The following is a 26,080-nucleotide window of genomic DNA, read 5'->3' as shown; positions in this document are numbered from 1 at the left end:
TTCCTCCTATCTATAATGCGAGCTGGTATTTGCTGTTAAAAGCAGTGTAATAATTTCTTCCAGCTCAAGTGATTTTCTGTCGATCCAGCGAATCTTATTTTTTTGTAAAAATATTTCTGTTACCTCTGGGTTATTGGAGACAATCTGCAGGTGGGCACGAGAAACTTCGCCAGGAATGGTCGTATTAGGCAATTGATCATTCAGCCAGTAGCGCTTGTAGTTCTCTGTTAAATTTTCTTTTTCAAAGTTCCCGATCATATCTCCATTACGTAGTACGAATAAGTAATCGGAAAGTTTCTTAATATCCTCTACTTGATGACTTGTAAGGATAATGGAGCGGTCTCCTTTATCCATCCAATCAACCAATATATCCATGAAAAACCTTTTAGAAGGGATATCCATAAATGCTGTAGGTTCATCAAGTAATAATAATGGTGTATTACGCGCAACCGTTAAGGCTAGATTTAATTTTTGCTGAACACCTTGTGACAGCTTGCCAAATCGCTTATCTAATGGAACGTCAAATAGTTTAATCAACTCCATAAATAGAGCATTATCCCAGTTTGGGTAAAGGATTTCTATTAGGGCTTTTAAAGTATTTCCTGTATAAGCATCCATGCCAATGATATTTTGCGGCAAGTAGGCGACATTCTTTTTCCAGCTTTCATCTTCCCTGCCAACAGTGGTATTAAAAAGCTTAATATTGCCAGAATCACTGGAAGCAAGATTCACCATTAGCTTTAGAAGCGTACTCTTTCCCGAACCATTATTGCCGACTAGTGCTGTAATTGTTTCTGGCTCAATTATTAAATCAATTGGACCTAACTGAAAATCATCTATACTTTTCTGCAGTTTGGATATTTCCACATAGGCTTTCATTATTTAATCTCCTTTCTTGTGTGCCGCTAACACTTCTTGAAAGATCTCCTCAATTTCTTCAATGGTATAGTCGTAATTCATTGCAGTTTCGACTGCTTTTTCAAAGGTTTCATAGACAGATGTCGTTTTCACTTTATTTTTTAACTTTTTCTCAATTTCTGCGACAAAGGTTCCTTTACCTTGCAATGTTTGAATAAATCCTTGATATTCCAGATTTTGATATGCACGGCGAATCGTAATGACACTCACCTCCAAATCCTTTGCTAATACTCGTATAGAAGGTAGCAGTGTCCCTGCGTGCAGGTGATTAGCTGCAATTAGAGCTTTTAACTGGTTTTCTACTTGATGATAAATCGGCTCTCGAGAATCTTTTGACAGATGTATCGGCAGTTCCATCATAAATCCTCCTCTCTGCTAGCGTATCCATTATAGATAATCTAATTTTTTCATCTTTTTCTTCATATAATGGAGGTAATATTTGATGCTGAGTATTGTTGAGATAATCGAAATGATGATTGATAGGAACGGCCATTCCTGTGCGATGGAAATGGTCCATTTGGCAATACCATCATCTAATAATCGATAGAAAATAACATAGAGTACAGCAATACTTCCAAAGATGTAAACAAAAGCAATGCTCATTGTCTTTGAATTCATTAATTCTCCTATATCACTTGCTGCCATTGAAAAGCCAATGGAGATACCAATTGCCACCCAAATGACGGAGAAAGTTACATAGGTTGTTGGTGTCATCATTTCTCTGTAATTCGGTGAGATAACATATAAAGCAACGAGTAAAATGATCTGTGGTGGAAGAGAGTAGAATGAATAAGCGATTAGTCTGCTCCGAATCAATACATTTTCTTTAATTGGCAGTTGTTTTAGCAAAATGACAGATGAGGCAGCCCACAGATCGCCATTAATCTTTTGCAATTGGAATTCTTTAGGCTTCATATAATAAGGTGCAAAGCAAAAGATAATGATTAGAAATATATCATTGATGGTCCAACCTACTGTACTTGCTTTGCCGTCAATAATTAAAACAAAGAAGGAAATAAGTAAATAAAGAATTACCGAGCCCAAATATCTTATCTTAGATGTCCGTAGTTCAGTGATTGCCAACTGATAAGCCTGCTTCCAGTCTTGCATATTGATAGCCTCCTCGGGTGTTATACTGTTTATATCTATATACACAGTATATAACCAGTTAAAGTAAAAGTAAATAATAATTTTTAGAAAAATGAGGTTTATTTAACTAGCTGGTATTAGAAGCATTGTTGTGGCTTTACTCGAACTCTCAGAGAGAGTATATACACATCTCTTTATATATGGAAATCTCTCAATTTATGTATGTTAATGAGCATGTGATGAATCAGAAAGGTGGGTAAAAATTCATATAATCAACGTTCTGTTCACATTTCAGACAAAACTTTGTTGCTAAATTGTGAACTAGTGAGCAATCGTATTTTCAAATTATCAAATCGTGGTATTCTATAAATGTAATAAGAAACACCTTTACAATATATTGTGAAACAATGAGCAATCAAAAAATTTAAAGGAGATGGCAAGGATGATTATGAATTTTATCCGCAATAATAAATATGTCGCTGGGATCTTAGCTATTTTAAGATTATACATCGGGTATACATGGTTAATGGGTGGTATTGGTAAATTAACTGGTGGTGGATTTGATGCAAGTGGATTCATCCAAGGAGCAATTGCTAACAGTACTGGTGAAAGTGCAACCGTTCAGGCTTGGTGGGGAACATTTTTAGAAGCAGTTGCATTACCGAATGCTGGACTATTTAGCTTTATGGTTATGTGGGGTGAAGTATTAGTTGGTACAGCACTTATCCTAGGTTTACTCACAAACTTTGCAGCATTAATGGGGATCATAATGAACTTCGCATTCTTATTCAGTGGAACAGTAAGCACGAACGCACAAATGGTATTAATCACATTATTCCTAATCATTGCAGGTTATAATGCAGGACGTTATGGTCTTGACAGATGGGTTCTTCCTTTCTTAAAGAGCCACACACCAATCGCAAAAGAAAAGGTAAAAGAAGAAGTTGTAGTGGCATAATAACCTTGTTAAGTAAAGCTGACACCTAGAGCAATCTAAGTGTCAGCTTTTTAGTGCCTATGTTTAAATATCACCCTAAGCGTAAAGGATAATTACTATTCCATATGAAGGGTGATGAATAAAAATGAATCGTTGGTTAATTGTTTTTGTCATGCTTATTACTGTAATTGTGCTAAATGTATTTAATAGTAATCAAGATAGAGAACAGGATAATGGGCATGGGGTTTCAAATAGAAATGCTTTCGAAAATAAAGATGAGGCAATAAACACGAACGCAATGACAGAAAAAGTTCCTGTATCTTTGAAAAATGCGGACGGGCAAATTGTAGCAACGGCAACATTAAAGGAAAGTAAAGATGGCATCAAAATTGCACTGGAAGGAAAGAATCTTCCACCAGGGGTACATGGATTCCACATACACGAGGTCGGATTATGTGAGGCGCCAGATTTTAAATCAGCAGGGGCTCATTATAATCCAACAGGGGCACATCACGGATTCAAAGATCCGCTTGGACCACATGTGGGGGATTTAAAAAATATCGAGGTCAATGAAGATGGAACAGTAAAGGTGGAAGTGCTAGCGGATAGGCTTACACTAAATCCAGAGGGTGAAAATACATTATTTACTGACCAAGGTACGGCATTGATGATACATGAGAAGGAAGATGATTATATTTCCCAGCCAGGGGGAGATGCAGGAGATAGAATTGCATGTGGTGTTATTGGAGAACAACTGTAGAAATGGTAATGTAAAATAGAATGTATGTTCTATTTTTGGTTTGGATATGCTATAATCAAACTAGATAATGTTCTTTTAGGGACGGGTCGGCTAACCCTTGCTAAAGTTTGGGGGTGATGCCTGTGGGAATGTATGAAGTAATGATGGTACTTGGAAGTTTCGGTACATTATTGATTGCGTTACTCGCCTTGATTATTTCGATGATCAAAAAATAGACCCTCCCTATTAGCCTTCCAAAGTCTTTAGGGAGCGTCTATTCACACTAGAGTAGCCGATCCCTCTCTAGGGGAACCGCTTATTCTAAGGGACTAGTTGCAGCTAGTCCTTTTTATAATATGATTCATCTAGTTCCAGTATACCATGTTCTTTGGATGTTGTAACATTTATAGGTAAAATGCTTTATAAAAAGTCGGCCAAAACCACTATGATGCTTCTTTTCGCGCGCTGCCTCTAATCATCATTTCATCATGGTTTCTAATGAGTGATGCGATATTATTTCTAATTAATTTCCAATCCTGTATAATACGAGTTTAGTAGTAAGGGAAAGGGAGGAAATTATGGGTACTCTATCAAATGCACAAACGGAAGTACAACAGGAAAGAATTTGGTCACGAGATTTTGTGATTATTTGTTTGGCAAATTTCTTTGTGTTTTTAGGCTTTCAAATGACCTTGCCAACTATTCCGCTTTTTGTACAGGAATTAGGTGGAAGCAATCAATTAATTGGCTTTGTAGTTGGAATCTTTACTTTTTCGGCATTATTATTTAGACCATATGCTGGGCATGCGCTTGAATCGAAGGGTAGAGGATTTGTATATTTACTAGGACTATCCATATTCGTCCTTTCTATCGGTGGGTTCGCTTTTGTCGCTAGTATTGCCTTTTTATTTATTTTAAGAATCATTCAAGGAATTGGTTGGGGATTTTCTACAACTGCGGGAGGGACGATTGCAACAGATATTATTCCAGCTAGCCGTCGCGGAGAAGGACTAGGGTACTTTGGATTATCTGGAAATATTGCTCTTGCGCTAGGACCCTCACTCGGGTTAACGCTAGCGGGAATTATATCATTTAAGCAGCTATTTTTAATCTGTGCTGCGCTAGGACTTGTATCGTTTATTTTAGCGTCAAGAATTAAATATAAAAAAGGACATGAACCAGAAGTAAAAGTGACACATGTGAAGTTTGATATTTTTGAGAAAACGGCATTACAACCTTCCATGCTTGTATTTTTCATTACGGTTACATTTGGAGGAATTGCAACCTTCCTTCCATTATATGCAATTGAAAAAGGCATTACAGGCATTCATTATTATTTTCTAATTTATGCATTATTTTTAATGTTATCAAGAACCTTTGCTGGAAAGATTTATGATAAAAAGGGACATCTTTATGTTTTTCCACCTGGTGCCGCTTTGATCTTTATCGCCATGCTGTTATTGGCTTGGCTACCGAATACACCAATTCTGCTTGTAGCCGCAGCATTATATGGGCTTGGCTTTGGAATTGTTCAGCCAGCATTACAGGCCTGGTCCGTAGAAAAAGCGCCGAAGAATCGCAAAGGGATGGCGAATGCAACCTTTTTCTCCTTTTTCGATTTGGGAATTGGAATCGGGGCAATGCTCTTTGGTCAGCTCGCAGTATTCGGCTATCATTCGATTTATATTACCTCTGCAGGTTCAATCCTCCTAGCGATTGTATTCTATTTTGCGCTAGTTTGGAGAGCTAAAAGAACAGAATAATAAGAGGAGAATCCAAGCAGTTATTGATTGCTTGGATTTTTTGTTATTTTCGAGGAGTCTCCTGTACTCCGAATCCACGGCGATAAATAGTGTGTTTGTCACTTCCATATCAATAGCTTTTGCTCGATCCCAGCGTAGTGTATTTCTGTAGCGAGTAGCCCGTGAACATCCCCCACCCTAAGCAAGTTCACACTTTATATCGACTGTGAATTATTATCAGTCATTTAAAAAAACAACAGATTTTTACAATATAGCCTTTCGGATTAAACACAGCACAATTCCCTCAAGAATCATTCTTCGAAATGATGTATAATATAATATTAGAAAACCTATCCTTATAAGTATGGATAAGGTAAAACGTTTCAAAAACAAAAGCATGTCGTCTACAATAGAGATAAGAAGTAATAGAAGGTAGGTTACTAGTATTTTGAAAAGACTTAGTGAAATGAATATCCAAAAGTTATTTCCATCTATTATATATAAGCGTGGTTTGGAGTATTTTAATCGAAAAAAGGTAAACAATCTTTTATATGATATTAATAATTCGGTCTGGACAGCGACTGTTCAAGGAACAGAAAATTACTTTGTAGAAATTGACATGAAGGATTATGCGAATGGTTCGATTGATACATTCTGTAACTGCCCAGCATTTGATACATTTGAATCATGTAAGCATATTGCCGCTACGCTGATCGCCATAGCGAACAAGGAGTCAAATAAAGCACCTGGTTTTGCAAGGTTTGATTATCAACAAACAGATCGTTTTATTCAGGCATTCAGTTCCCTACGTACTCAAAATATGACAAGCGATATACTGCCTGAGAAAGCACCAATGCAAGTCGAATATTATCTTAGGTGGTCTTATGACAGAAATTTACTAATCGAATTAAAGTCTGGGGAAAAGCATTGTTATGTAGTGAAGGATGCCTATGATTTCTTAGAACATGTATTACAAAGCAATGAGTATTTCTTCACGAAGAAGTTCACATTTAACCCAGAGATTCATTATTTCCTCCAACAGGATTTGGAAATTTTTGAAATGCTGTATTCGATTAGGAAGAATGAAGTGATATATAATGGTTATGATAATTATCACTTCCAAAGGAATGTTAGTGATAAACGGACGATTATTATCCCGCCGCTTATAGCAGCGGCCTTACTCGAGAAGCTAATTGAACGGAATTTTACAGTGGAGATGAAAGGACATAATTACCAACACATTGCCATTGAGAAAGAAACCCTGCCATTTCAGTTCTTATTAACGAAAAGTGAAAACGATGAGCTGATGCTGAAGATGGATGAGATAAAGGATGCAACCTATTTCAGGGGATATGAGATGTTATTTCACCAAGGAATATTTTACTTTCCGAAGAAGGAACAAATCCCGATTGTCGAAGAAGTATCTCGATTCGGCATGGGCGACCTTCAATTACCGATTACAAAAAAGCAGGCAGATATTTTTATGTCAGAGGTTATCCCTACCCTAAGAAGAATTGGAAAGGTTGAAGCATCGGAAAAGGTGACAGAAGAGATTGTTCAAGTTCCACTTAAGGCGAAACTATATTTAGAAGTGAAGGCCGACTGGATTATTGGCAAGCTGGAATATCATTATGGGGGTCATGTAATCGATCCTTTTAATGGTCGCAAGCAAGGGGATGTCATTATTATCCGTGATGTGGAAAAGGAACAACAGATCATGCAACTAATCGAGCATGCGAATTTTCACTATAATGGCAAGGATCTATATATCGAGGCGGATGAAGAGGAAATGTATGATTTTCTCTTTCATGTAGTGCCACTTCTAGATGATTATGTGGAGCTGTTCATGACGGCAGAAATTCATCATTTAATCGTGGAAAATGATCCAGCACCCAGCACGAGCGTCCGCTTGGAGTCTTCTACTAATTTATTGGAAATTGGATTTAATATTGATGGTGTCGATGATTCAGAGATTAATAAAATTCTCGATGCTGTAATTGAGAAAAAGCGCTATTATCGCTTGCAAAGCGGAGCACTGATGTCCTTAGAAGGGGAAGAATTTGCTTCGATGCAGCAGTTTTTCCAAGATATGGAGATTAGAAAACAGGATATACAAGACGGAAATGTTCAAGTCCCGGTTTATCGTGGCACACAATTAGATGAATTAATCGACATGAAAAAGAATTATGATCCATCTTTCCGTGAGCTGCTACATCAGCTACGATCACCAGAAGAACAGGTATATGAGCTGCCAGAGAACTTGAATGCATCATTACGGAGCTACCAAATGACAGGGTTCCAATGGTTTAAATCGTTAAGCTATTATCATTTGGGTGGAATTCTCGCGGATGATATGGGACTAGGTAAAACATTGCAAAGTATTGCCTATATTGCGTCGGAGCCAAGTGAAAATGGCTGGCCACATCTGATTGTTGCACCGTCATCGGTTGTCTACAACTGGAAAAATGAATTTGAAAAGTTTGTTCCTGATTTAAACGTGGCAATTTTAACAGGGCAGCCTACGGAACGTCATCAAAAAATTGCAGAAAGCATGGAGATGGATGTGTGGATTACCTCCTATGCAACACTAAGGCAGGACATTGATATTTACCGTGAATTAACTTTCCAATCGTTTATTTTGGATGAAGCGCAATTTATTAAAAATTATGCGACGAAGACATCAAAAGCGATGCGGGAGATTAAAGCAACACGTCGTTTTGCACTAAGTGGAACACCAATTGAGAATACAATCGATGAGCTATGGGCTATTTTTCAAGTGATATTACCTGGACTTATGCCGAATCAGCGGAACTTCAAACAATTATCCAATGAAAAAATTGCCATGCTCACACGGCCGTTTATTTTGCGACGTCTGAAAAAAGATGTATTAAAAGAGTTACCAGAGAAGATAGAGTCAGTCAGTGTGTCAGAGCTGACGAAAGATCAAAAGGATTTATATGTTGGATATTTACGCCAGGTTCAACAAGAAGCGGCACAGTCAATGAAGGAAAGCGGGTTTAATCGCAATCGGATGAAAATATTAGCCGGATTAACGCGCTTACGACAAATTTGCTGCCATCCTTCCTTATTTATTGAGAATTATCAGGGTGGGTCAAGCAAGCTTGAACAATTGATGGATACGGTCAAATCTGCACTCGAAAATGGCAAGCGAATGCTGATTTTTTCACAGTTTACAAGTATGCATGAGCTTATTATTGAACAACTGGCAAAAGAGGGGATTGACTATTTCTATCTAAATGGGTCAACCCCAGCTAAGGATCGAGTCGACATGAGTGAACGTTTTAATAATGGGGAGAAGAATATTTTCCTTATTTCATTAAAGGCTGGTGGGACTGGATTGAATCTTACTGGAGCGGACACGGTTATTCTATATGATCTATGGTGGAATCCAGCGGTCGAGGATCAGGCTACAGGCCGTGCACATCGATTCGGACAGAAAAACGTCGTGCAAGTCATTCGCCTTATAACAGAGGGAACGATTGAAGAAAAGATTTATGAATTACAACAAAAGAAACGAGAACTAATTGATCAAGTCATTCAACCAGGTGAAACAATGCTTTCTTCCTTAAGCGAAGACGATGTACGAAAATTATTAAGTATCTAAAAAAACCAGACGCGGCTTATGCCATGTCTGGTTTTTGTATAGCTTAGGAAACGATAAAATTGGATGCTATGGATAACTTAATTACCGAGAATAGCCACGTCCAGCTCCAGCGCTAAAGCTGTAGCGAGACTTCCCTCACCTTCGTAATCTAAGTCAACCGCTAACGCTTCCAAAGAGTTTCCTTTATATCAAAAGGCAAGGGGAAGTTCGACTAAGGTCGCCACTTCCTTTGGCAACGTCGAACCACCCCACGTCCTGTGGGGCGCAGTCCGTACACAGCTCAAACTAGCTTTAAGCTTTTGTTCTTAAACTTCTATCCCGCATGCAACGGGGAGTAAGACTACCACAGAATGAAGTTACACTTTATTGATTCAACGTAAAAAGCTTTCGCGGTCTTCCCTTTAAATATGGTCTTTCCTCTCCTGATACTCTAATCACCTCACCTGATAGAAGCTTATTCACGGTTCGTTCTGCGCTACGCTTTGTCACATTATAGAAAACAGCAATATCATTCGAGGAGAATGGCTCATTATTGCGGTTCGTAATGAATTCAATAAAGTTATAGGATAATTCATTATTTAATCTTGCCTTATGAATAAGTGCCTGATATAACTTGGACGTATCGACATGCTTCTTGACCCCAATAGGCCCAATTAATTCCTTCCGTTCATTAATAATATAACTAATGCTCTTTTCCTCCAAACTGCAGGCATTCAGTGCTAATTGTGCATTTTCTTCGGCCTCCTCTGGTGACAATCCGAGTCCAAAGCCTATGTCAACGGGAAGCTGTAATTGGTTTGTCAACTCATGAAATAGCGGAAAATCACGATAATGACTGGTTAAATAATCCAGTAAGTTCTTCGTACCGACGATTGCAAATTGATTCCCGCTAATCGCAAAAACAGCTGCATTGGTATTTTTTGCAAAGAGGGTTAATGCAGCTTGGATTTTGTCTTGTGTAATTTGTAAGACATGTTCATCCTGTATTGCTAATCCAACAGGCGGAGATTTAAGTGATGCATAGCCAACCACGACCTGTGCACTTGTTGTCTGCTTAAAATTAATCATCGAGGCTGCTTTCATAATTGCTTGTTCGATATTTTTCGATGGGATTCGCATTAAGCTGGCCGGGATATTCAATAGATAGAGTCGGTATTCTACCTCTTTGCTTGAAGTTATGACATGGTCAATTTTTCCTTCATTCCAAAGATGTGTATGGTGCTCGATAATTTCATCCAAATCAACGACGACATCCCGCAAATAGCTATAATGAAAAACATGCTCTCTATGAATATTTAATTCTCTTAGCACGGGAATGATATTTGCCCCTTCAATTACATCGACAGAAAACCGATTAACCACTTGCTGGCATTGCTGGATTAACTGATAGACGGAGGCTAGCAGCGTATGTTCATCCAATGCGACCTGTACTACTGGTAAACGTTTTTTTTCTATTTTTTCTTTTACATATAAATAGGAAATTGGTTCAGTAAATATGTATATATCGCACAGAAAAGCTCTCTCGATTAATTCTAGCACTTCCATTTCTTCTTCGTAGATAAAGGGAAGAAGGCTGATATTAGGGTTATCTCCTATGATTGCTTTAGCTCTCATGATTGTCTCTGATCTACCAAACATCGCGATTTTTATTCTCATCTCTGCTCAGCTCCTTTACCGTTCAATTGCATCAATACTAGATATTTACTTTCGAAATTATTAAATAATTCCTACTATCATATTGAATTTTCCTAATATTGTCAAGAAGTGATGGAAAGTTTAAGAGAAAATATGTTCATTTTTAATTGTTGTGGATCGTTATAATCTGATTAAATTATTGAAAGCAAGAGTGGGATAGAAGCATTGTTATTTCCAGTACAATTAACCCGTAAATAATCCATTAAAGAAACCTCACAATAATAAAATAGTGAGGTTTCTTTAATGGATAGGATAATTTCGTATAGTTTGTTTAATTTCATAAAGTGCAAACTAACTTAGGATGATATTTGCTTCCTTGGCCGTCGCTCCGGAAATACACTCCGCTTTTCGCGGGCGGCTGGTGAGCCTCTTTGTGCTACCGCACTTCAGAGTCTCACCGAGGCCGTTCCTCCCGCAGAAGTCTCCGTATATTTCCTACGCTGGGTTTGTGCGAAACCCAGCGATATAGGAGTACCAACGCACTACCTATCGCCGTTGCCCGCGGAAAGCGACTGTCCGTAGCGGAAATCAACTTTGCGCCTAGTTCTCACTTTTCATCAATTGCTAGTTATTGTTTATCACTTTGCAGATAAGAAACCAACATAGTGGCTGAGAGGATCTTGTCACCCTCTACAAGTATATATTTCCTCTCACTGCTTAGTTTTCTTATAGATAGTAGATAACCATCAGGATTACTAAAATAATCAATAAGGCAATTCCTTGAAATTTAATAAACCGGTAGAATTTCTCATGCTTTCTCTCTGATGGCAAAGGTTTCTCTTTCCATTCCTCTAAGTAATCCGGGTTCCGTGACATTACACTCCAAAACCTTCGAAATCCAAACGTGATACCATCAAAGAAACCTTCTCGTTTAATATACATAAACAATCCGATGACGATATAGATAAGTGAAATATAAAATAATGCATTGATGAAATTGGTGAGATTGTATTGCTTTGAAAAAATGAGGAAAAGAAGTGTGGTAACAATTAAATTATAGACTAAGTATATATAATGTTTCGCTTTCATGCTAATTCCACCTATGATTCTTGTAATTTTATCCCTATGTTATGGAAAATATAAACATATTAGAAGCTTCCTATAACGAACGATAGTATACCATATCTATTTGAAAAAGTAGAATTGAAATGATGTTACAAATTTTAAAAAAGGAGACGAAAGCCATATGCCTTGTGACATTATTCGACAAAAGTTTACAGGGATTATTCTTTTTTGTAAAAAAAACTTTGCATTCTAGTTAAAATAGCGATATAATCTTCATTATAAGTTATCGAATAACTTCTTTATCTTGAATATTCAGAAAAAAACAACTATGGGAGGCCGACGAAATGAAGCTTAAAAATTGGGCATTATTACTTGCCTTTGGTTTAATATTAAGTGTATTAGCTGCTTGTGGCGGTGGTAGTTCAGAAAAACCATCTGACAATGCAGGAAAAGGAACAGAAGGTACAGCTACAGAAGGAGAAAACGTACTTAACTTTGTTAATGGGGATACAATTCCTTCAATGGACCCATCCCTTGCAACAGATGAATATGGTTTCCAGTTCTTAGGAACAACAATGGAAGGTTTATATCGTCTAGGTGAAAATGCACAAATACAAGAAGGTATTGCAATTGACCATACAGTAAGTGATGATGGCCTTACTTGGACATTTAACTTACGTGAAGATGCAAAATGGTCAAATGGTGACCCTGTAACTGCAAATGACTTTGTTTATGCATGGCAACGTGCAGTAAATCCAGATACTGGATCAGAATATGGTCCATACATGATGAACGGTGTTATCAAGAATGCTACAGCGATAAGCACAGGTGAAGCTCCTGTTGAAGACTTAGGTGTTAAAGCAGATGGCGACTACACTCTAGTTGTTGAATTAGAAAATCCAACAGCATACTTTGAATCGTTAACAACATTTGGTACATTCCTACCGCTAAATCAAAAATTTGTTGAAGAACAAGGCGATAAATTCGCAACAAGCTCTGATACATTACTTGCTAATGGACCATTTATCTTAAAAGATTGGGAAAGCACAAGTAACTCATGGAATCTTGTGAAAAACGATGATTACTGGGATGCAGACACAGTTCAATTAGATAAGATGACATATGAAGTAGTTAAGAAACCACAAACTGGTGTCGATTTATATGAAGCAGGTACAGTAGATCGTGCGCCATTATCATCAGATCTTGTTGACCAATATGCTACACATGAAGATTATACTGTTGAACCACAAACAGCTATGTACTTTTTGAAAATGAATGAAACTAGAAACGAAGCACTTGCAAACACAAATATTCGTGCTGCAATTAGTAGAGCATTTGATAAAGAAGCAATCGTCAACGAAATCTTAAATAACGGATCCCTTGTTGCAAATGGAATCCTTCCATCTGACTTCTCAAGAATGCCAGAGGATTCACCAGAAGCTGGAACGGACTTCCGTGAAGTTAATGGCGATCTTGTAACATATGATGTTGATGCAGCACTAGAATACTGGAATAAAGGTCTAGAAGAACTTGGAACAGATGCAGTAGAACTTGAATTACTTGGTGATGATGGTGAGAGTGCTAAAGTAATGGGTGAATATTTATCTAACCAATTATCAACAACCTTACCTGGTCTTACTGTAACATTGAAAAACGTACCATTTAAACAACGTCTTGATTTGGATTCGAACATGGATTACGACCTACTAATTTCAGGTTGGGGACCAGACTATCTTGATCCATACACTTTCTTGAACTTATTCTTGACAGATGGCGATAATAACAAGATGGGTTACTCAAATCCTAAATACGATGAATTAATCAATGCAACAACAACAGAGCTAGCAACAGATAATGCAGCACGATATGAAAACTTCTTAGAAGCTGAAAAAGTTTTATTTGAAGATGCTGCAATTGCACCTATCTATCAAAAGGCGGTAGCACAATTAGTGTCACCAAAAGTACAAGGTGTTATTGTAAACCCATTTGGTGCAACGTATGAATATAAATGGGCTAGTGTTGGTTCAGCAGAATAATTGATTTATTGTTGCTAATCGAATATGATTATTAATAATTGACAAGAGAGTTTGCCTCAAAAGGGCCATGCTCTCTTGTTCCATTGTGATTAAAAAATCTTATAATATCGAACATTTCGTTATTTATATTATTTAAATCTGAATTTAGGAGGTGCTGGCATGTTCCGCTATATACTACAACGGTTATTCTATATGTTAATCACACTATTCATTATCGCTACTGTTACATTCTTCATGATGAAAATGCTACCCGGTAGCCCGTTAAGCGCTGAAGATAAACTGAGTGAAGAACAAAAAGCTATTGTACTAGAGAAATACGGCTTAAATGATCCTGTACCAGTGCAATATCTAAGGTATATGGGTGGATTAGTTAAAGGTGATTTAGGAGTTTCCTTTGCTTTTGATAACACACCAGTAACAAAGATATTAATGGACCGTATGGGACCTTCCCTACAATTAGGTTTTCAGTCATTATTGATTGGATCATTTATAGGAATCATTTTGGGATTAATTGCAGCAGTATTCCGTAACGGTGCTATCGATTATACCTCAACAATAATCGCTGTGTTAGGTTCATCCATCCCCAACTTTGTATTTGCAGGAATCCTGCAATATGTATTTGCTGTTCGGTTAGAATGGTTCCCCGTTGCATTATGGGGAGGATTCGAATATTCAATCCTGCCAACCATTGCATTAATGATCTTCCCAATGGCTACAGCTGCCCGGTTTATTCGGACGGAAATGGTAGACGTGTTAAACTCTAACTTTATTCTTACTGCTCGCGCAAAAGGAATCAGCGAGGTTGGCGTTGTATTTAAACACGGGCTACGTAACGGGTTAATTCCGTTAATTACAGTTATTGGTCCAATGGCAGTAAGTATGATGACTGGTTCCATGGTTATTGAGCAAATTTTTGCTATTCCTGGAATTGGAGAACAGTTTGTAACATCCGTTACTTTAAATGATTATCCAACAATTATGGGAACAACCTTATTATTTGCTTTTCTTTTTGTTGTGATCATCTTAATAATTGACCTCCTTTACGGATTAATTGATCCTAGAATAAGAGTTTCGGGAGGTAATAGTTAATATGGCTACAAATGATCAGAATAAGATACCAAAGGAACTGCTTGTTCCACTAGTACGAAAAGAAGATACAAGTGAAAAAATCTCTGGTCCTAGTAGAACCTTTATGCAGGATGCTAGAAGAGCCTTTTTCAAAAATAAGTTAGCAGTCATTAGTGTGTTCTTAGTCGTCATCATAATCCTAATGAGTATTTTCGGACCGCAAATGAATGAATATGGGACTGACGATCAGGATTTAACAAGAGCGAAGATGCCTCCACATGTACCGGTCTTAGAAAAAATTTCTTGGCTTGGTTTAGATGGAACATTAAGTGGAAAGTATCGTGGCAATGATGTCGAAGCGGCAACTGCGAATGCTATCGCACGTTATGATAATAAAGAGGAATTTATTGATATTAAAGTTGTTGATGAAGGTGATGGTAGCAGAAACTCTGCAGTTGTCGATGCAACGTATCATATCTATGATGCGAAGGATATGTCCGATCAATATTTCTGGTTAGGAACGGATACACTTGGACGTGACCAATGGACACGTCTATGGGAAGGTACGAGAGTTTCATTGATCATTGCATTTGTTGCAGCAGTCATCGGACTGGTAGTCGGGGTTGCTTATGGTGGAATCGCCGGATTCTATGGTGGAAAAGTCGATAACGTCATGATGCGAATCATCGAGATTCTTGTCGGTATACCGAATCTCGTCGTTGTTCTATTAATGATGCTTGTCCTCCAGCCAGGGATAACGTCGATTGTTGTTGCCCTTTCCATTACTGGATGGACAGGAATGGCGCGAATTGTCCGTGGTGAAGTATTAAAACTTAAGAACCAAGAATTTGTTCTTGCAGCACGAACGTTGGGTCAATCAAATGGAAAAGTAATAATGAAACATTTATTACCGAATATCAGTGGGATTATTATCATCAACACGATGTTTACGATTCCAGATGCGATCTTCTTTGAAGCATTCTTGAGCTTTATTGGGCTTGGTATTGTTCCACCAGATGCATCACTTGGTTCATTGATTAATGCAGGGTTCGATAATTTAAGATTGTATCCATATTTACTAGTGTACCCAGCGGTCTTGATTTCGTTAATTATGATTGCATTCAATCTAATTGGGGACGGATTACGCGATGCGTTTGATCCGAAAATGCATAAATAAAAAGGTAGGTGTTATTAAATGAGTAAATTATTAGAAGTCAAAGATTTAAAAGTATCATTTAACACCTACAATGGCGAGGTACAAGCTGTTCGAGGTGTAAACTTTGATTTAAATAAAGGAGAAACATTAGCGATTGTTGGTGAATCAGGTTCCGGGAAATCTGTAACATCAACAACACTAATGGGACTGCTTCCAAAGCCACAAGGTATCATAAAATCTGGTCAAATCCTGTTTGAGGGGGAAGACCTCGTAAAGAAATCAGTGAAGGAAATGCAGAAAATCCGTGGTAATGATATTGCGATGGTGTTCCAAGATCCGATGTCTTCTCTTAACCCAACAATGAAGGTAGGCAATCAGATCATGGAAGGTCTGATCAAACATCAGAACATGAATCGTGCTGATGCGAAGAAAAAAGCGACCGAGTTATTGGAATTAGTTGGAATTCCCCAACCGGATGTTCGGATGAATCAATACCCACATCAGTTTTCTGGTGGGATGCGTCAGCGTGTTGTTATTGCGATTGCACTTGCATGTAATCCAAAATTATTGATTGCGGATGAGCCGACAACAGCACTTGATGTAACCATTCAGGCACAAATTTTGGAATTGATGAAGAAGATCCAAAAGGAAACGAACAGTGCATTAATCTTCATTACCCATGACTTAGGTGTAGTTGCCAACGTCGCAGATAGAGTTGCAGTAATGTATGCTGGGAAAGTAGTAGAGGTTGGAACAGTGGATGATATCTTCTATAATCCGAAACATCCATATACATGGGGACTACTTGGTTCCATGCCAACATTAGATAGTGCAGAAGAAGAGCTATATGCTATTCCTGGAAGTCCGCCTGATATGCTGAATCCTCCAAAAGGGGATGCATTTGCACCACGGAATAAATTTGCTCTTGAGATAGATACTGTGATGGAGCCGCCGATGTTTAAAGTATCGGACACACATTACGCAGCAACATGGTTACTTCATGAAGATGCACCAAAGATTGAGCCTCCAGAATCCGTAAAGCGTAGAATGCAAGGATTTTCGAAAATGGAAGGTGAACAATAATGGCGGAAGATAAATTATTAGAAGTAATTAATTTACAGAAGCATTTTAATGTTGGACGAAATAAAATAGTGAAGGCTGTTGATGGTGTATCCTTTGATATTCTTCGTGGGGAAACATTTGGACTTGTTGGCGAATCTGGATCAGGGAAATCGACAACAGGAAGAACCATTATTCGCCTTTACGATGCAACAGGTGGAGAAGTTAAGTTTAATGGTGAAGATGTTCACGGGAAAAAATCAAAACAAGAGCTATTGAAATTCAATCGTAAAATGCAGATGATTTTCCAAGATCCATCATCTTCATTAAACCCGCGGATGACGGTACTGGACATTATTGCTGAAGGATTGGATGTTCATAAATTAGTTAAAAACGATAAAGAACGAAAAGAACGTGTTGAGGAATTATTGGAAATTGTTGGGTTAAACCGCGAGCATGCGACAAGATTCCCGCATGAATTCAGTGGCGGACAAAGACAACGGATTGGAATTGCGCGTGCACTTGCAGTAGAACCAGAGTTCATCATTGCCGATGAACCTATTTCTGCACTTGATGTATCGATTCAGGCTCAGGTAGTAAACCTACTGAAGAGATTACAAAAAGAACGTGGGTTGACCTACTTATTTATTGCGCATGACCTTTCGATGGTAAAATATATCAGTGATCGTATCGGCGTAATGTATTTAGGAAACCTAGTAGAGCTTGCAGATAGTGAAGAATTGTATAATAATCCAATTCATCCATATACGAAATCACTGCTTTCTGCGATACCTCTACCAGATCCAGAATATGAACGTAATCGCACACGTATCACATATGATCCGAGCGTACACGATTCAAGTGAAGAACCTGAATTTAGAGAAGTGAGCCCAAGACATTGGGTACGTTGTACAACAAAGGAATTTGAGCAGTACAAAAAAGACGCTGCAAAGAAATAGATCATAGTTAAGGACAAGGATGCATCATTGCTTCCTTGTCCTTATTTTTCTACTATTTCAAGCGAGGTAATAGAAAATAAGTTACTGAGGGCTGGAGAAGAGGAAAAATATTGTATCGAGGTGACTAGGAATATTCTTAGTCACCTGTTAATTGTGTATAAACCTGTTGATAATTTGTGAGTATTCGTTACCATTTTGGGGATAAGTGGATAGTATTGTGGGTAAAGGGGGAATATTCTTATCATTGTTAATAAAAGAATGCATTGTTATGCCGTTGTGGATAATTGCTCGTGACCTACACAGTGGATATCAACATAGTACTTACGTTGTAGTAAAGGATACATCAACAGCCTAATGGCAAAAGATAATTTATGTGTGTATAATAAGTAGAACATGTATTGATAGTATAATTAGTTCATAACTTGATATTTTATGGACTAATTTATAATAAAACGGATGTAGTAAAGGAAACGAGAGCGGATGAAGCAAAATAAGACGATTAAGAAGGCATTATTGCAATCCATGATAATTATGGCACTGCTTTTCGGCGTGTTTCTTGTTGTTTCGATGATAGCAATTCTAAATTATGATACAAATCATGAGGCTAAGAATTCTGGTCCACGGATATCGGATAAAGTACATCATTATCGTCCTCTTGTGGATAAGTATGCTGCGGAAAATGGAATTTCAAATTATGTGGATGTCCTGTTAGCAATTATGATGCAGGAATCCGGTGGTAGAGGAAATGATCCAATGCAATCCTCTGAAAGCTACTGTGGAAAAGTGGGTTGTATCAATGATCCTGAGCTGTCTATTAAACAGGGAGTCTATTATTTCTCCAAAGTAATAGAAGAAGCGAATGGTGACTTGGAATTAGCCATTCAGTCGTATAACTTTGGCCGTGGCTTTATAAATTATGTGCTAGAGCAATCTGGGAGTTATACACAGGAGATTGCAATTAACTTTTCACAGGAAATGTATCAGAATGCACCAGATAAGAGCATTTATAGTTGTTTACGTGAAGAGGCAAAACAGTATAATGCCTGTTATGGGGATATCTATTATGTCCAATCCGTCTTGGCATATCGAGATGTATTAGCTGTAGAATCCGAAACTTAATGGTATGATTAAATAAAGTGAAACTTCAATCAGTGGGGTTCTTACTCCCCGTTAAATAAGGGAGAAAATTTAAGGAGGAATTCTAATGGTAAATGCAATCCAAACAGACAAAGCACCAGCAGCAATCGGACCATATTCGCAAGCAATCGAAGCAGGGGATTTCGTGTATGTTTCAGGGCAAATTCCGATTAATCCGGAAACTTCCGAAGTTGTGGAAGGTATTGAAAAACAAACCGAACAAGTACTGAAAAATTTGCAAGCTATTTTAGCTGAAGCAGGCACTGACTTTTCAAGTGTCGTTAAATTTACAATTTATTTAGCATCAATGGATCATTTTTCGACAGTGAATGAAATTTACGGTAACTTCTTAACAGAACCATATCCAGCGCGTGCAACGGTTGAGGTTAGCCGTTTACCAAAGGATGTTCTCGTTGAGATGGATGTTATTGCATATACCAAATAGGAGGATGTCTCTTTATGGATAATTTTACGTATCACAACCCGACAAAACTAATATTTGGTAAAGGGCAATTAGATGCATTACCAAGTGAAGTTGCACAGTACGGCAAGAAAGTACTTGTCGTCTATGGTGGCGGAAGTATTAAGCGCAATGGGATTTACGATAATGTAATGGAAAAGTTAGCAGAAATAAATGCAGAGGTATTTGAATTATCAGGTGTTGAACCGAATCCAAGAATCTCAACGGTACGTAAAGGTGTTGAGATTTGCAAAAGTGAGAGTATTGACTTTATTCTAGCAGTTGGTGGTGGAAGTACGATTGACTGTACGAAGGCAATCGCTGTAGGCGCTGCAACGGATACTGATATGTGGAATATTATTACGAAAAAAGCTCAAGCAAATGATGCGCTGCCATTTGGAACAGTATTAACACATGCTGCAACAGGGTCGGAAATGAATAGTGGCTCTGTTATTACGAACTGGGAAACCAATGAGAAGTATGGCTGGGGTTATGCTCCGTTTACTTATCCAAAGTTTTCTATTCTTGATCCGACACATACAATATCGGTGCCAAGTGATCAAACGGTTTATGGCATCGTCGACATGATGTCACATGTATTCGAGCATTATTTTCATCAGGCAACAAATACGAAGGTTCAAGACCGCTTTTGTGAAGGTGTGCTGACAACTGTAATGGAAACTGCGCCAAAACTACTCGATAATCTAGAGAGCTACGAGCATCGAGAAACGATTATGCTTAGTGGAACCTTAGCATTAAATAATATGTTAAGCATGGGCTTCTCCGGCGACTGGGCATCACATAATTTAGAGCATGCCGTTTCCGCAGTCCATGATATTCCCCATGGTGGTGGATTAGCTATTATTTTTCCAAACTGGATGAAGCATGTCCTTGATGATGAAAATGCACCTCGTTTTAAACAATTAGCTATGCGTGTATTTGACGTTGATCCAACTGGAAAATCGGACAAAGAGACTGCACTGGAGGGAATTAATCGATTACGTGATTTCTGGACAAGTATTGGTGCCCCTGCAACATTAGCCGAATATGGCATTGATGATAGCTCGGTAGAATCCATGGCAGAAAAAACAGTAACGATGAGAGCGGAATATGGTGGGTTTAAAAAACTTAACAAACAGGATTCTCTTGCCATCCTTCAAGCAAGCTTGTAATAAACTGATATTTCCTGGGGAATATTGTAGAATAAAAATGAAAAAAGGAAGCACAACGCATTATTTGCCTTGTGCTTCCTTTTGCTATTATTCTTGATGTACATGACGGCTGGAGAATGCTTGCGATTTCTTCAATGTATGTTCAAATTTATACCAAGTGAAGAGCATAAGAACCCCACAAAGTATCAGTAAAATACTTGTAACAAAGAATACTGCTGAGAAGCCGAATGCAGCGGCAATAATACCACCCACAGCCGGTCCAATAATATTTCCCAAAAATCGCAAGCTCGTATTATACCCGAGTACTTCGCCTTGCATGGATAGAGGTGCAGCCTGTCTAATATAGGCGATACGTGCAGGGATAATTCCTCCCATTGTTACTCCTAAAAGGAAACGTAGGATTACGAGCTGCCAGATACTTGTAACAAATGCACCTGGGAGATAAACGATTCCCGATAAGATTAAAAGGATGGTCAATATTTTGGTATGCCCAACCTTATCCCCAAGCTTACCCCAGTTTCTTGCCATAAACAGATTTCCAAGACCTGCCGCAGAAAAGGCGATACCAGCGAAAAAGGCAATATTAACTGAACCATGAATTTCCTCGACAAATAATGATAGGATAGGCTGAATACTGAAGTTTGCAATTTGTACGAGTGCGGATAAAAGCAAGACCACTAGCAATGTAGGCTTTTGTAAAATATGCATAATCACTTGTTTACTAGAATAGGTTTGATAGTCTCTACTATCCGTAGAAAGTTTCACTTGAATTTCCTTAACGCCAAAGAAAACAAGCAATGCAGATAAGAAAATAGTTACCGATACCCATTTGAATGTATTCGAATATCCGAATGTATCTGCTAGTATTCCACCAAGCATTGGTCCAATTAATGAACCTGTAACACTACCAGTTTGCAATGTTCCAAGTACCTTTCCAGCAACCTCTTTCGGTGTTTGAGTTGATATAAATGCTTGTGACATTGGGATGAACCCTGTAACAATTCCCATGATAAGACGCAGTAAAAAGAGCTGCCAAACAGAAGTAGCAAATCCCATTAAGAACACGGAAATGCCAATACCTGCAGCTGAAATAATTAATATATTCTTCCGGCCGAATTTATCGCCAATCCGCCCCCAGATTGGTGCAAAGATAAAGGCGGTAACGAATGTCACTGCAAAGGTTAATCCCGACCATGTTTGAACATAGGAAGCGGAGAAATTACCAAAGGAGCTAATATATAAGGAGATAAACGGGATAACCATTGTCATACTTCCAGAAACAAAAAAGTTAGCAAACCACATGATTGCTAAATTACGTTTAATAGTTTGTGTTGAATCAATGATTGGATTGACCTTCCTTCCATAGAAATACTTCGATACTCTAAATATACTGTATTCGAAATAATATTGGAAATGAAATGCTCTAGAAATACAGAATGGCGATTTTCAACTGATGAAGGAAGCGAAATGGAGAAAATAATATCCATAAAGTTTGGAACAGGTTATAATAGATTGGAAGCAATGGATAGTTTAATAGTGAAGGATAAGGGAACATGTCAAAAGCATGAGTGCAGTACAGACAGTAACCACAAGTCACAGTTTATTTAATTGTTGGAATCACAAAAAGAAAATCCTACTGTTTTCTTCACTAATTAAGAATGTCGATGTATAAGGAGATTAAAATATGATGAAGTTACATTTGAAGAAGATTATTTCGCTTTTAATTATGGTTAGTATTGTTTCAGGATTAGCGGCACCTGTATTTGCAGCATCAGGGCCAACAGATACGGATTCCATTAATGAAAAATTAGGCCCGCCAATTGTCGTATATGGTGGTACATTGTCAGAGGATCAACGAAATGAAGTGCGTGAGAAATTAGAAGTTACCGACTCAGCGGCAGTTGTGGAATACGATGTTACTGGACAGGATGTAGCCAACTATATTAAAGGTGATGCAAATGCGAGACTATTTTCATCAGCGAAAATTGTGCGTCAGGAAGAAGGAAATGGGCTAACAATCAATATCGTTACACCGGAAAATATTACCGAAGTGTCGAGTGATATGTACGCCAATGCTTTGCTTACTGCCGGCGTGTCTGATGCAACAGTTGATGTTGTATCCCCTGTTAAGGTATCGGGACATTCTGCATTAACAGGAATTTACAAGGCATATGATGCGGAAGGTTTCGAACTCGATAAAGAACGTATGGAGATTGCCAACGAGGAGCTAGGCGTAGCGACTAACCTAGCTGATAGCGAAGGAATGTCACAAGAAAAGGTTAGCCAATTATTGTCAGAAATAAAGCAAATGATTGCCGACCAAAATCCGGCAACAAGGGAAGATGTGGAACAGATTGTCAGCGAACAGCTGCAAAATCTCGAAATCACACTAAATGAAGCGGATCGCCAAATGTTGATTGATTTATTTGATAAAATGCGGAATATCGATATCGACTTTGGCGCAGTAAAAACGCAGCTACAAGATATTGCATCTTCTATATCAGATAAAGCGAATGAATTAGGATTAGACGCTGGTTTCTGGGAAAAGGTAGCAAACTTCTTCAGTGAAATGTTCCAGGCGATAAGTAACTTCTTTGGTGGATTATTCAAATAAAATAGTAGATTGATAAAGGGACTCTAGTGATGGAGTCCTTTTTATTATGATTTAAAAATACGGCTATATCCTTTCTGAACTAGGAAATATTTTAAGTGCCAGATACTTACAAATATACCTCGTAACTCTGGGTTTATATCATATTTTAGATAAAGTGCGGACTAAGTTAGGCGCAAAGTTGATTTTCGCTACGGTCAGTCGCGCATCCGGAGGGCTTGAGCTGAGCCCCTAGCAAAAAAACGCTATGGACTCAACATCTTCGCTTTTCCCGCAGGAGTCTCCTCTCCTCCGCTACAATCAACGGCCTTTAGAGAGGAAATGCTGACTCCTATTTTTATGAAAATGATATAAATAACTACTGCACAATCCCAGCGGAAGAAATACACGGAGACTCCTACGGGAAGAAGAGCCTAGGTGAGACAACGAAGCGCAATAGCGCGAGTTGGCTCACCAGCTCCCCGTGGAAAGCGTAGTGTATTTCTGGAGCGACTGGCCTGAGAGCCCTCAGCACATTAGAGTAGTCCGCACTTTACATCGATTTTAAATTATCATCCATCACTGGACAGATAGTATTAAAAACCTTCTCACTGTATAATTACAACGAATGATGTCACATTAAACCATGGTGATACTTTAGTTTGCTGCTACAGGGAAATAACTTTTGGAAAATGCATCAATCTATTATTCAGGGAAACTAATATTTATTTAATATTAGCAATATACAGTAAATACATATAATACTTTATTTTATGACTCTTATAAAAAATGGTTGATAAATCTCAAGATAATAGTATAATAGCTATCACAGGTAATTTTGAATTATCTGTCAAATAAAATAGATATATTAAGAGAGGGGTCAAAAGAATGAAGTGGAAGAGTTGGTCATTGCTTTTAGCGTTATTACTTGCAATGGGAGTCCTGTTAGCTGCTTGTAGTGGAGATGATTCAGCAGATAGTGATGATAGCGGAAGTAAGGATGGTAATACGGAAGAACCCACAGAATCAGAAGATCCAGGAGATACTGAGGAAGATCCAGAAGCTTCGGCGGGTGGAGATGGTCTTGCTGCCGATCAAACATTTGACATAAATATTAGAACAGAGCCGCCTTCATTACATCCAGGTCTTGCTACAGATACAACTTCTGGTGCTGTACTTAATTAAATTTTCGAAGGTTTAATGCGAATTAATCAAGATGGTGAAGCGGAGGAAGCAATGGCTGAAACCTATGATGTATCCGATGATTTGTTAACGTATACATTCCATCTTCGCGAGGATGCCGTGTGGTCGAATGGTGATCCAGTAACTGCAGGGGATTTTGAATATGCGTGGAAATGGGTATTGAATCCGGATAATGCGGATACAGACTATGCTTACCAGATGTATGTTATTAAGGGAGCACAGGCTGCGAAAGAAGAGGGTGGTTCAATTGATGAGGTTGGCGTGAAGGCAATTGATGAAAAGACGTTAGAAGTAGTACTAGCACAACCAACGCCATACTTTTTAGACTTAACTGCTTTTTATACTTACTATCCAGTCAACCAAAAAGTAGTTGAAGGTGCAGATGACTGGGCACTTAATGTTACGGATACGTATGTTACGAATGGACCGTTTTTAATTGAATCATGGAAACATAAGGATCAAATTGTACTTAAGAAGAATGCTGATTATTGGGATGCGGATACAGTAAAATTAGAGACGATTAATATGTATATGATAGATGACGAAAATACCTCTTTAGAGATGTTTAATAATGGGGAATTAGACTGGGCAGGAGATCCAACAGACTCATTGCCATTATCAGCAATTCCATCATTAAAAGCCGATGGATCATTAAATATCTCTCCAAAGGCCGGTGTGTACTATTATGCATTCAATACGGAAAAAGAACCGTTTAATAATGTTAACATTAGGAAGGCATTTGCCCTAGCGATAAATCGCGAAGGTATCATCCAAAGTATTACGCAACGTGAGGAAATCCCTGCAATGGCACTTGTCCCTACTTCGATTTGGGAGGAAAATGCGGAAGGTTACTTTAAGGATAATGATTTGGAAACGGCGAAAGAGTATTTAGCGACTGGTCTAGAGGAACTAGGGTTAGAAAAATTACCGGCAATTAGTCTCTCCTATAATACCGCTGAAGCACATGCAGCAATTGCTCAGGCTGTACAAGATATGTGGAGACAGAATCTAGGTGTTGAGGTAACACTCAGTAATGAAGAATGGAATGTCTACCTTGATAGTATGGGATCAGGGAATTTCCAAGTTGGTCGCATGGGTTGGATTGCTGACTTTAATGATGCGATTAACTTTATCGAGCTTTTCCAATCTGTCGGTGGAAACAACTATACGAACTGGGAAAGCGAAGAGTATTCCAAACTGATTGAGCAATCAAGAACGGAAACAGATCCAGATGCACGTAAGGGGATCTTAAGACAAGCGGAGGCAATATTTATGGAAGATATGCCAATTGCTCCAATTTACTTCTATTCCAATGCATGGCTTAGCAAAGATTACGTGAAAGATTTAGAAGTATCGCCACTTGGTGAATTACAGTTCAAGTGGGTGTATCTAGCAGAGTAATAGATCTATGCTGTAATTGATAAAATGCTTTTCAACATAAGGTGTATAGAGGAATCTGTATGCCTTATGTTGATTCCCTTAAATAATTA

At 38.2% G+C, this 26,080-nt stretch carries 20 protein-coding genes and 1 pseudogene; 15 read left to right on the top strand and 6 right to left on the bottom strand.

Annotated elements, in window-relative coordinates; translation table 11 throughout:
• Window positions 1-6 precede the first annotated feature (6 nt).
• From CWR48_RS01300 to CWR48_RS01290, 3 genes are read right to left on the bottom strand one after another with little or no spacing between them, the layout of a single operon-like run.
• Entirely contained in the window at window positions 7-879 is an 873-nt protein-coding gene (locus CWR48_RS01300) for an ATP-binding cassette domain-containing protein (protein WP_115771228.1), read from the bottom strand.
• Between the two features lie 3 nt (window positions 880-882).
• The gene (locus tag CWR48_RS01295) at window positions 883-1,278 is read right to left on the bottom strand and encodes a GntR family transcriptional regulator (protein WP_342772423.1); all 396 of its coding nucleotides are present in this window, start codon (window positions 1,276-1,278) and stop codon (window positions 883-885) included.
• 27 nt (window positions 1,279-1,305) lie between these two features.
• Window positions 1,306-2,028: a hypothetical protein gene (locus CWR48_RS01290; protein WP_115771226.1), complete on the bottom strand. Its 723-nt coding sequence runs from the start codon at window positions 2,026-2,028 to the stop codon at window positions 1,306-1,308.
• 421 nt (window positions 2,029-2,449) lie between these two features.
• On the opposite strand from CWR48_RS01290, the gene CWR48_RS01285 reads away from it, so the two are divergent.
• The 5 genes from CWR48_RS01285 (at window position 2,450) to CWR48_RS01270 (ending at window position 9,050) form a co-directional block, all read left to right on the top strand.
• Window positions 2,450-2,965, top strand: a complete 516-nt coding sequence (locus CWR48_RS01285) for a DoxX family protein (protein WP_115771225.1) — start codon at window positions 2,450-2,452, stop codon at window positions 2,963-2,965.
• Window positions 2,966-3,089: 124 nt separating this feature from the next.
• Entirely contained in the window at window positions 3,090-3,704 is a 615-nt protein-coding gene (locus CWR48_RS01280) for a superoxide dismutase family protein (protein WP_115771224.1), read from the top strand.
• Window positions 3,705-3,820: 116 nt separating this feature from the next.
• The gene (locus tag CWR48_RS20660; RefSeq protein WP_242985900.1) at window positions 3,821-3,919 is read left to right on the top strand and encodes a putative holin-like toxin; all 99 of its coding nucleotides are present in this window, start codon (window positions 3,821-3,823) and stop codon (window positions 3,917-3,919) included.
• A 342-nt stretch (window positions 3,920-4,261) separates the two neighbouring features.
• Window positions 4,262-5,446: an MFS transporter gene (locus CWR48_RS01275; RefSeq protein ID WP_115771223.1), complete on the top strand. Its 1,185-nt coding sequence runs from the start codon at window positions 4,262-4,264 to the stop codon at window positions 5,444-5,446.
• A gap of 427 nt (window positions 5,447-5,873) precedes the next feature.
• A complete protein-coding gene (locus CWR48_RS01270; protein ID WP_115771222.1) occupies window positions 5,874-9,050 on the top strand; it encodes a DEAD/DEAH box helicase in 3,177 nt (1,058 codons plus the stop codon).
• A gap of 363 nt (window positions 9,051-9,413) precedes the next feature.
• Here CWR48_RS01270 and CWR48_RS01265 read toward each other — a convergent pair whose 3' ends face one another.
• Both CWR48_RS01265 and CWR48_RS01260 read right to left on the bottom strand, forming a co-directional pair.
• Complete coding sequence (locus CWR48_RS01265) at window positions 9,414-10,706, bottom strand: hypothetical protein (protein ID WP_115771221.1); 1,293 nt, start codon at window positions 10,704-10,706, stop codon at window positions 9,414-9,416.
• A 705-nt stretch (window positions 10,707-11,411) separates the two neighbouring features.
• Complete coding sequence (locus CWR48_RS01260) at window positions 11,412-11,774, bottom strand: DUF3899 domain-containing protein (protein WP_115771220.1); 363 nt, start codon at window positions 11,772-11,774, stop codon at window positions 11,412-11,414.
• Window positions 11,775-12,094: 320 nt separating this feature from the next.
• Between CWR48_RS01260 and CWR48_RS01255 the strand changes: the two genes are divergently transcribed.
• The 8 genes from CWR48_RS01255 (at window position 12,095) to CWR48_RS01220 (ending at window position 20,797) form a co-directional block, all read left to right on the top strand.
• Window positions 12,095-13,786, top strand: coding sequence for a peptide ABC transporter substrate-binding protein (locus tag CWR48_RS01255; protein WP_115771219.1), 1,692 nt, complete (start codon window positions 12,095-12,097; stop codon window positions 13,784-13,786).
• A gap of 159 nt (window positions 13,787-13,945) precedes the next feature.
• Window positions 13,946-14,875 carry an oligopeptide ABC transporter permease gene (opp3b, locus tag CWR48_RS01250; protein ID WP_115771218.1) on the top strand — a complete coding sequence of 310 codons (930 nt, stop codon included), beginning with the start codon at window positions 13,946-13,948 and terminating at the stop codon, window positions 14,873-14,875.
• Window position 14,876: 1 nt separating this feature from the next.
• On the top strand, window positions 14,877-16,031 hold the full coding sequence (opp3C, locus tag CWR48_RS01245) for an oligopeptide ABC transporter permease (protein WP_115771217.1): 1,155 nt from the start codon (window positions 14,877-14,879) through the stop codon (window positions 16,029-16,031).
• An 18-nt stretch (window positions 16,032-16,049) separates the two neighbouring features.
• Window positions 16,050-17,093, top strand: a complete 1,044-nt coding sequence (locus CWR48_RS01240; protein WP_115771216.1) for an ABC transporter ATP-binding protein — start codon at window positions 16,050-16,052, stop codon at window positions 17,091-17,093.
• Window positions 17,093-18,028 (top strand): ABC transporter ATP-binding protein, encoded by a 936-nt coding sequence (locus CWR48_RS01235; RefSeq protein WP_115771215.1) that lies wholly within the window; start codon window positions 17,093-17,095, stop codon window positions 18,026-18,028. The genes CWR48_RS01240 and CWR48_RS01235 overlap by 1 nt, the downstream gene beginning before the upstream one ends.
• A 480-nt stretch (window positions 18,029-18,508) precedes the next feature.
• Window positions 18,509-19,147: a lysozyme family protein gene (locus CWR48_RS01230; protein ID WP_115771214.1), complete on the top strand. Its 639-nt coding sequence runs from the start codon at window positions 18,509-18,511 to the stop codon at window positions 19,145-19,147.
• 85 nt (window positions 19,148-19,232) lie between these two features.
• Window positions 19,233-19,610, top strand: coding sequence for a RidA family protein (locus CWR48_RS01225; RefSeq protein WP_115771213.1), 378 nt, complete (start codon window positions 19,233-19,235; stop codon window positions 19,608-19,610).
• Between the two features lie 14 nt (window positions 19,611-19,624).
• The gene (locus CWR48_RS01220) at window positions 19,625-20,797 is read left to right on the top strand and encodes an iron-containing alcohol dehydrogenase (protein WP_115771212.1); all 1,173 of its coding nucleotides are present in this window, start codon (window positions 19,625-19,627) and stop codon (window positions 20,795-20,797) included.
• Window positions 20,798-20,884: 87 nt separating this feature from the next.
• Here CWR48_RS01220 and CWR48_RS01215 read toward each other — a convergent pair whose 3' ends face one another.
• Complete coding sequence (locus CWR48_RS01215) at window positions 20,885-22,099, bottom strand: MFS transporter (RefSeq protein WP_115771211.1); 1,215 nt, start codon at window positions 22,097-22,099, stop codon at window positions 20,885-20,887.
• Window positions 22,100-22,484: 385 nt separating this feature from the next.
• Between CWR48_RS01215 and CWR48_RS01210 the strand changes: the two genes are divergently transcribed.
• On the top strand, window positions 22,485-23,411 hold the full coding sequence (locus CWR48_RS01210) for a DUF1002 domain-containing protein (protein ID WP_115771344.1): 927 nt from the start codon (window positions 22,485-22,487) through the stop codon (window positions 23,409-23,411).
• Between the two features lie 864 nt (window positions 23,412-24,275).
• Window positions 24,276-25,991 (top strand): annotated as a pseudogene (locus tag CWR48_RS01205) (peptide ABC transporter substrate-binding protein).
• The last annotated feature ends 89 nt before the right edge of the window (window positions 25,992-26,080 follow it).

The organism is Oceanobacillus arenosus (genome assembly GCF_003369575.1).
Taxonomy (GTDB): Bacteria; Bacillota; Bacilli; order Bacillales; family Amphibacillaceae; genus Oceanobacillus; species Oceanobacillus arenosus.
The sequence above is the reverse complement of the archived record's forward strand: the minus strand, read 5'-3'. Positions and strand labels throughout refer to the sequence as shown.

Excerpts from the sequence above, each read along its gene's own strand:
- opp3b (WP_115771218.1), top strand. The coding sequence starts at position 13,946 with ATGTTCCGCTATATACTACAACGGTTATTCTATATGTTAATCACACTA.
- CWR48_RS01240 (WP_115771216.1), top strand. The coding sequence starts at position 16,050 with ATGAGTAAATTATTAGAAGTCAAAGATTTAAAAGTATCATTTAACACC.
- CWR48_RS01220 (WP_115771212.1), top strand. The coding sequence starts at position 19,625 with ATGGATAATTTTACGTATCACAACCCGACAAAACTAATATTTGGTAAA.
- CWR48_RS20660 (WP_242985900.1), top strand. The coding sequence starts at position 3,821 with ATGCCTGTGGGAATGTATGAAGTAATGATGGTACTTGGAAGTTTCGGT.
- CWR48_RS01235 (WP_115771215.1), top strand. The coding sequence starts at position 17,093 with ATGGCGGAAGATAAATTATTAGAAGTAATTAATTTACAGAAGCATTTT.
- CWR48_RS01210 (WP_115771344.1), top strand. The coding sequence starts at position 22,485 with ATGAAGTTACATTTGAAGAAGATTATTTCGCTTTTAATTATGGTTAGT.
- CWR48_RS01280 (WP_115771224.1), top strand. The coding sequence starts at position 3,090 with ATGAATCGTTGGTTAATTGTTTTTGTCATGCTTATTACTGTAATTGTG.
- CWR48_RS01225 (WP_115771213.1), top strand. The coding sequence starts at position 19,233 with ATGGTAAATGCAATCCAAACAGACAAAGCACCAGCAGCAATCGGACCA.
- CWR48_RS01230 (WP_115771214.1), top strand. The coding sequence starts at position 18,509 with ATGAAGCAAAATAAGACGATTAAGAAGGCATTATTGCAATCCATGATA.
- opp3C (WP_115771217.1), top strand. The coding sequence starts at position 14,877 with ATGGCTACAAATGATCAGAATAAGATACCAAAGGAACTGCTTGTTCCA.
- CWR48_RS01260 (WP_115771220.1), bottom strand. The coding sequence starts at position 11,774 with ATGAAAGCGAAACATTATATATACTTAGTCTATAATTTAATTGTTACC.
- CWR48_RS01275 (WP_115771223.1), top strand. The coding sequence starts at position 4,262 with ATGGGTACTCTATCAAATGCACAAACGGAAGTACAACAGGAAAGAATT.
- CWR48_RS01265 (WP_115771221.1), bottom strand. The coding sequence starts at position 10,706 with ATGAGAATAAAAATCGCGATGTTTGGTAGATCAGAGACAATCATGAGA.
- CWR48_RS01255 (WP_115771219.1), top strand. The coding sequence starts at position 12,095 with ATGAAGCTTAAAAATTGGGCATTATTACTTGCCTTTGGTTTAATATTA.
- CWR48_RS01215 (WP_115771211.1), bottom strand. The coding sequence starts at position 22,099 with ATGTGGTTTGCTAACTTTTTTGTTTCTGGAAGTATGACAATGGTTATC.
- CWR48_RS01290 (WP_115771226.1), bottom strand. The coding sequence starts at position 2,028 with ATGCAAGACTGGAAGCAGGCTTATCAGTTGGCAATCACTGAACTACGG.
- CWR48_RS01285 (WP_115771225.1), top strand. The coding sequence starts at position 2,450 with ATGATTATGAATTTTATCCGCAATAATAAATATGTCGCTGGGATCTTA.
- CWR48_RS01300 (WP_115771228.1), bottom strand. The coding sequence starts at position 879 with ATGAAAGCCTATGTGGAAATATCCAAACTGCAGAAAAGTATAGATGAT.
- CWR48_RS01295 (WP_342772423.1), bottom strand. The coding sequence starts at position 1,278 with ATGATGGAACTGCCGATACATCTGTCAAAAGATTCTCGAGAGCCGATT.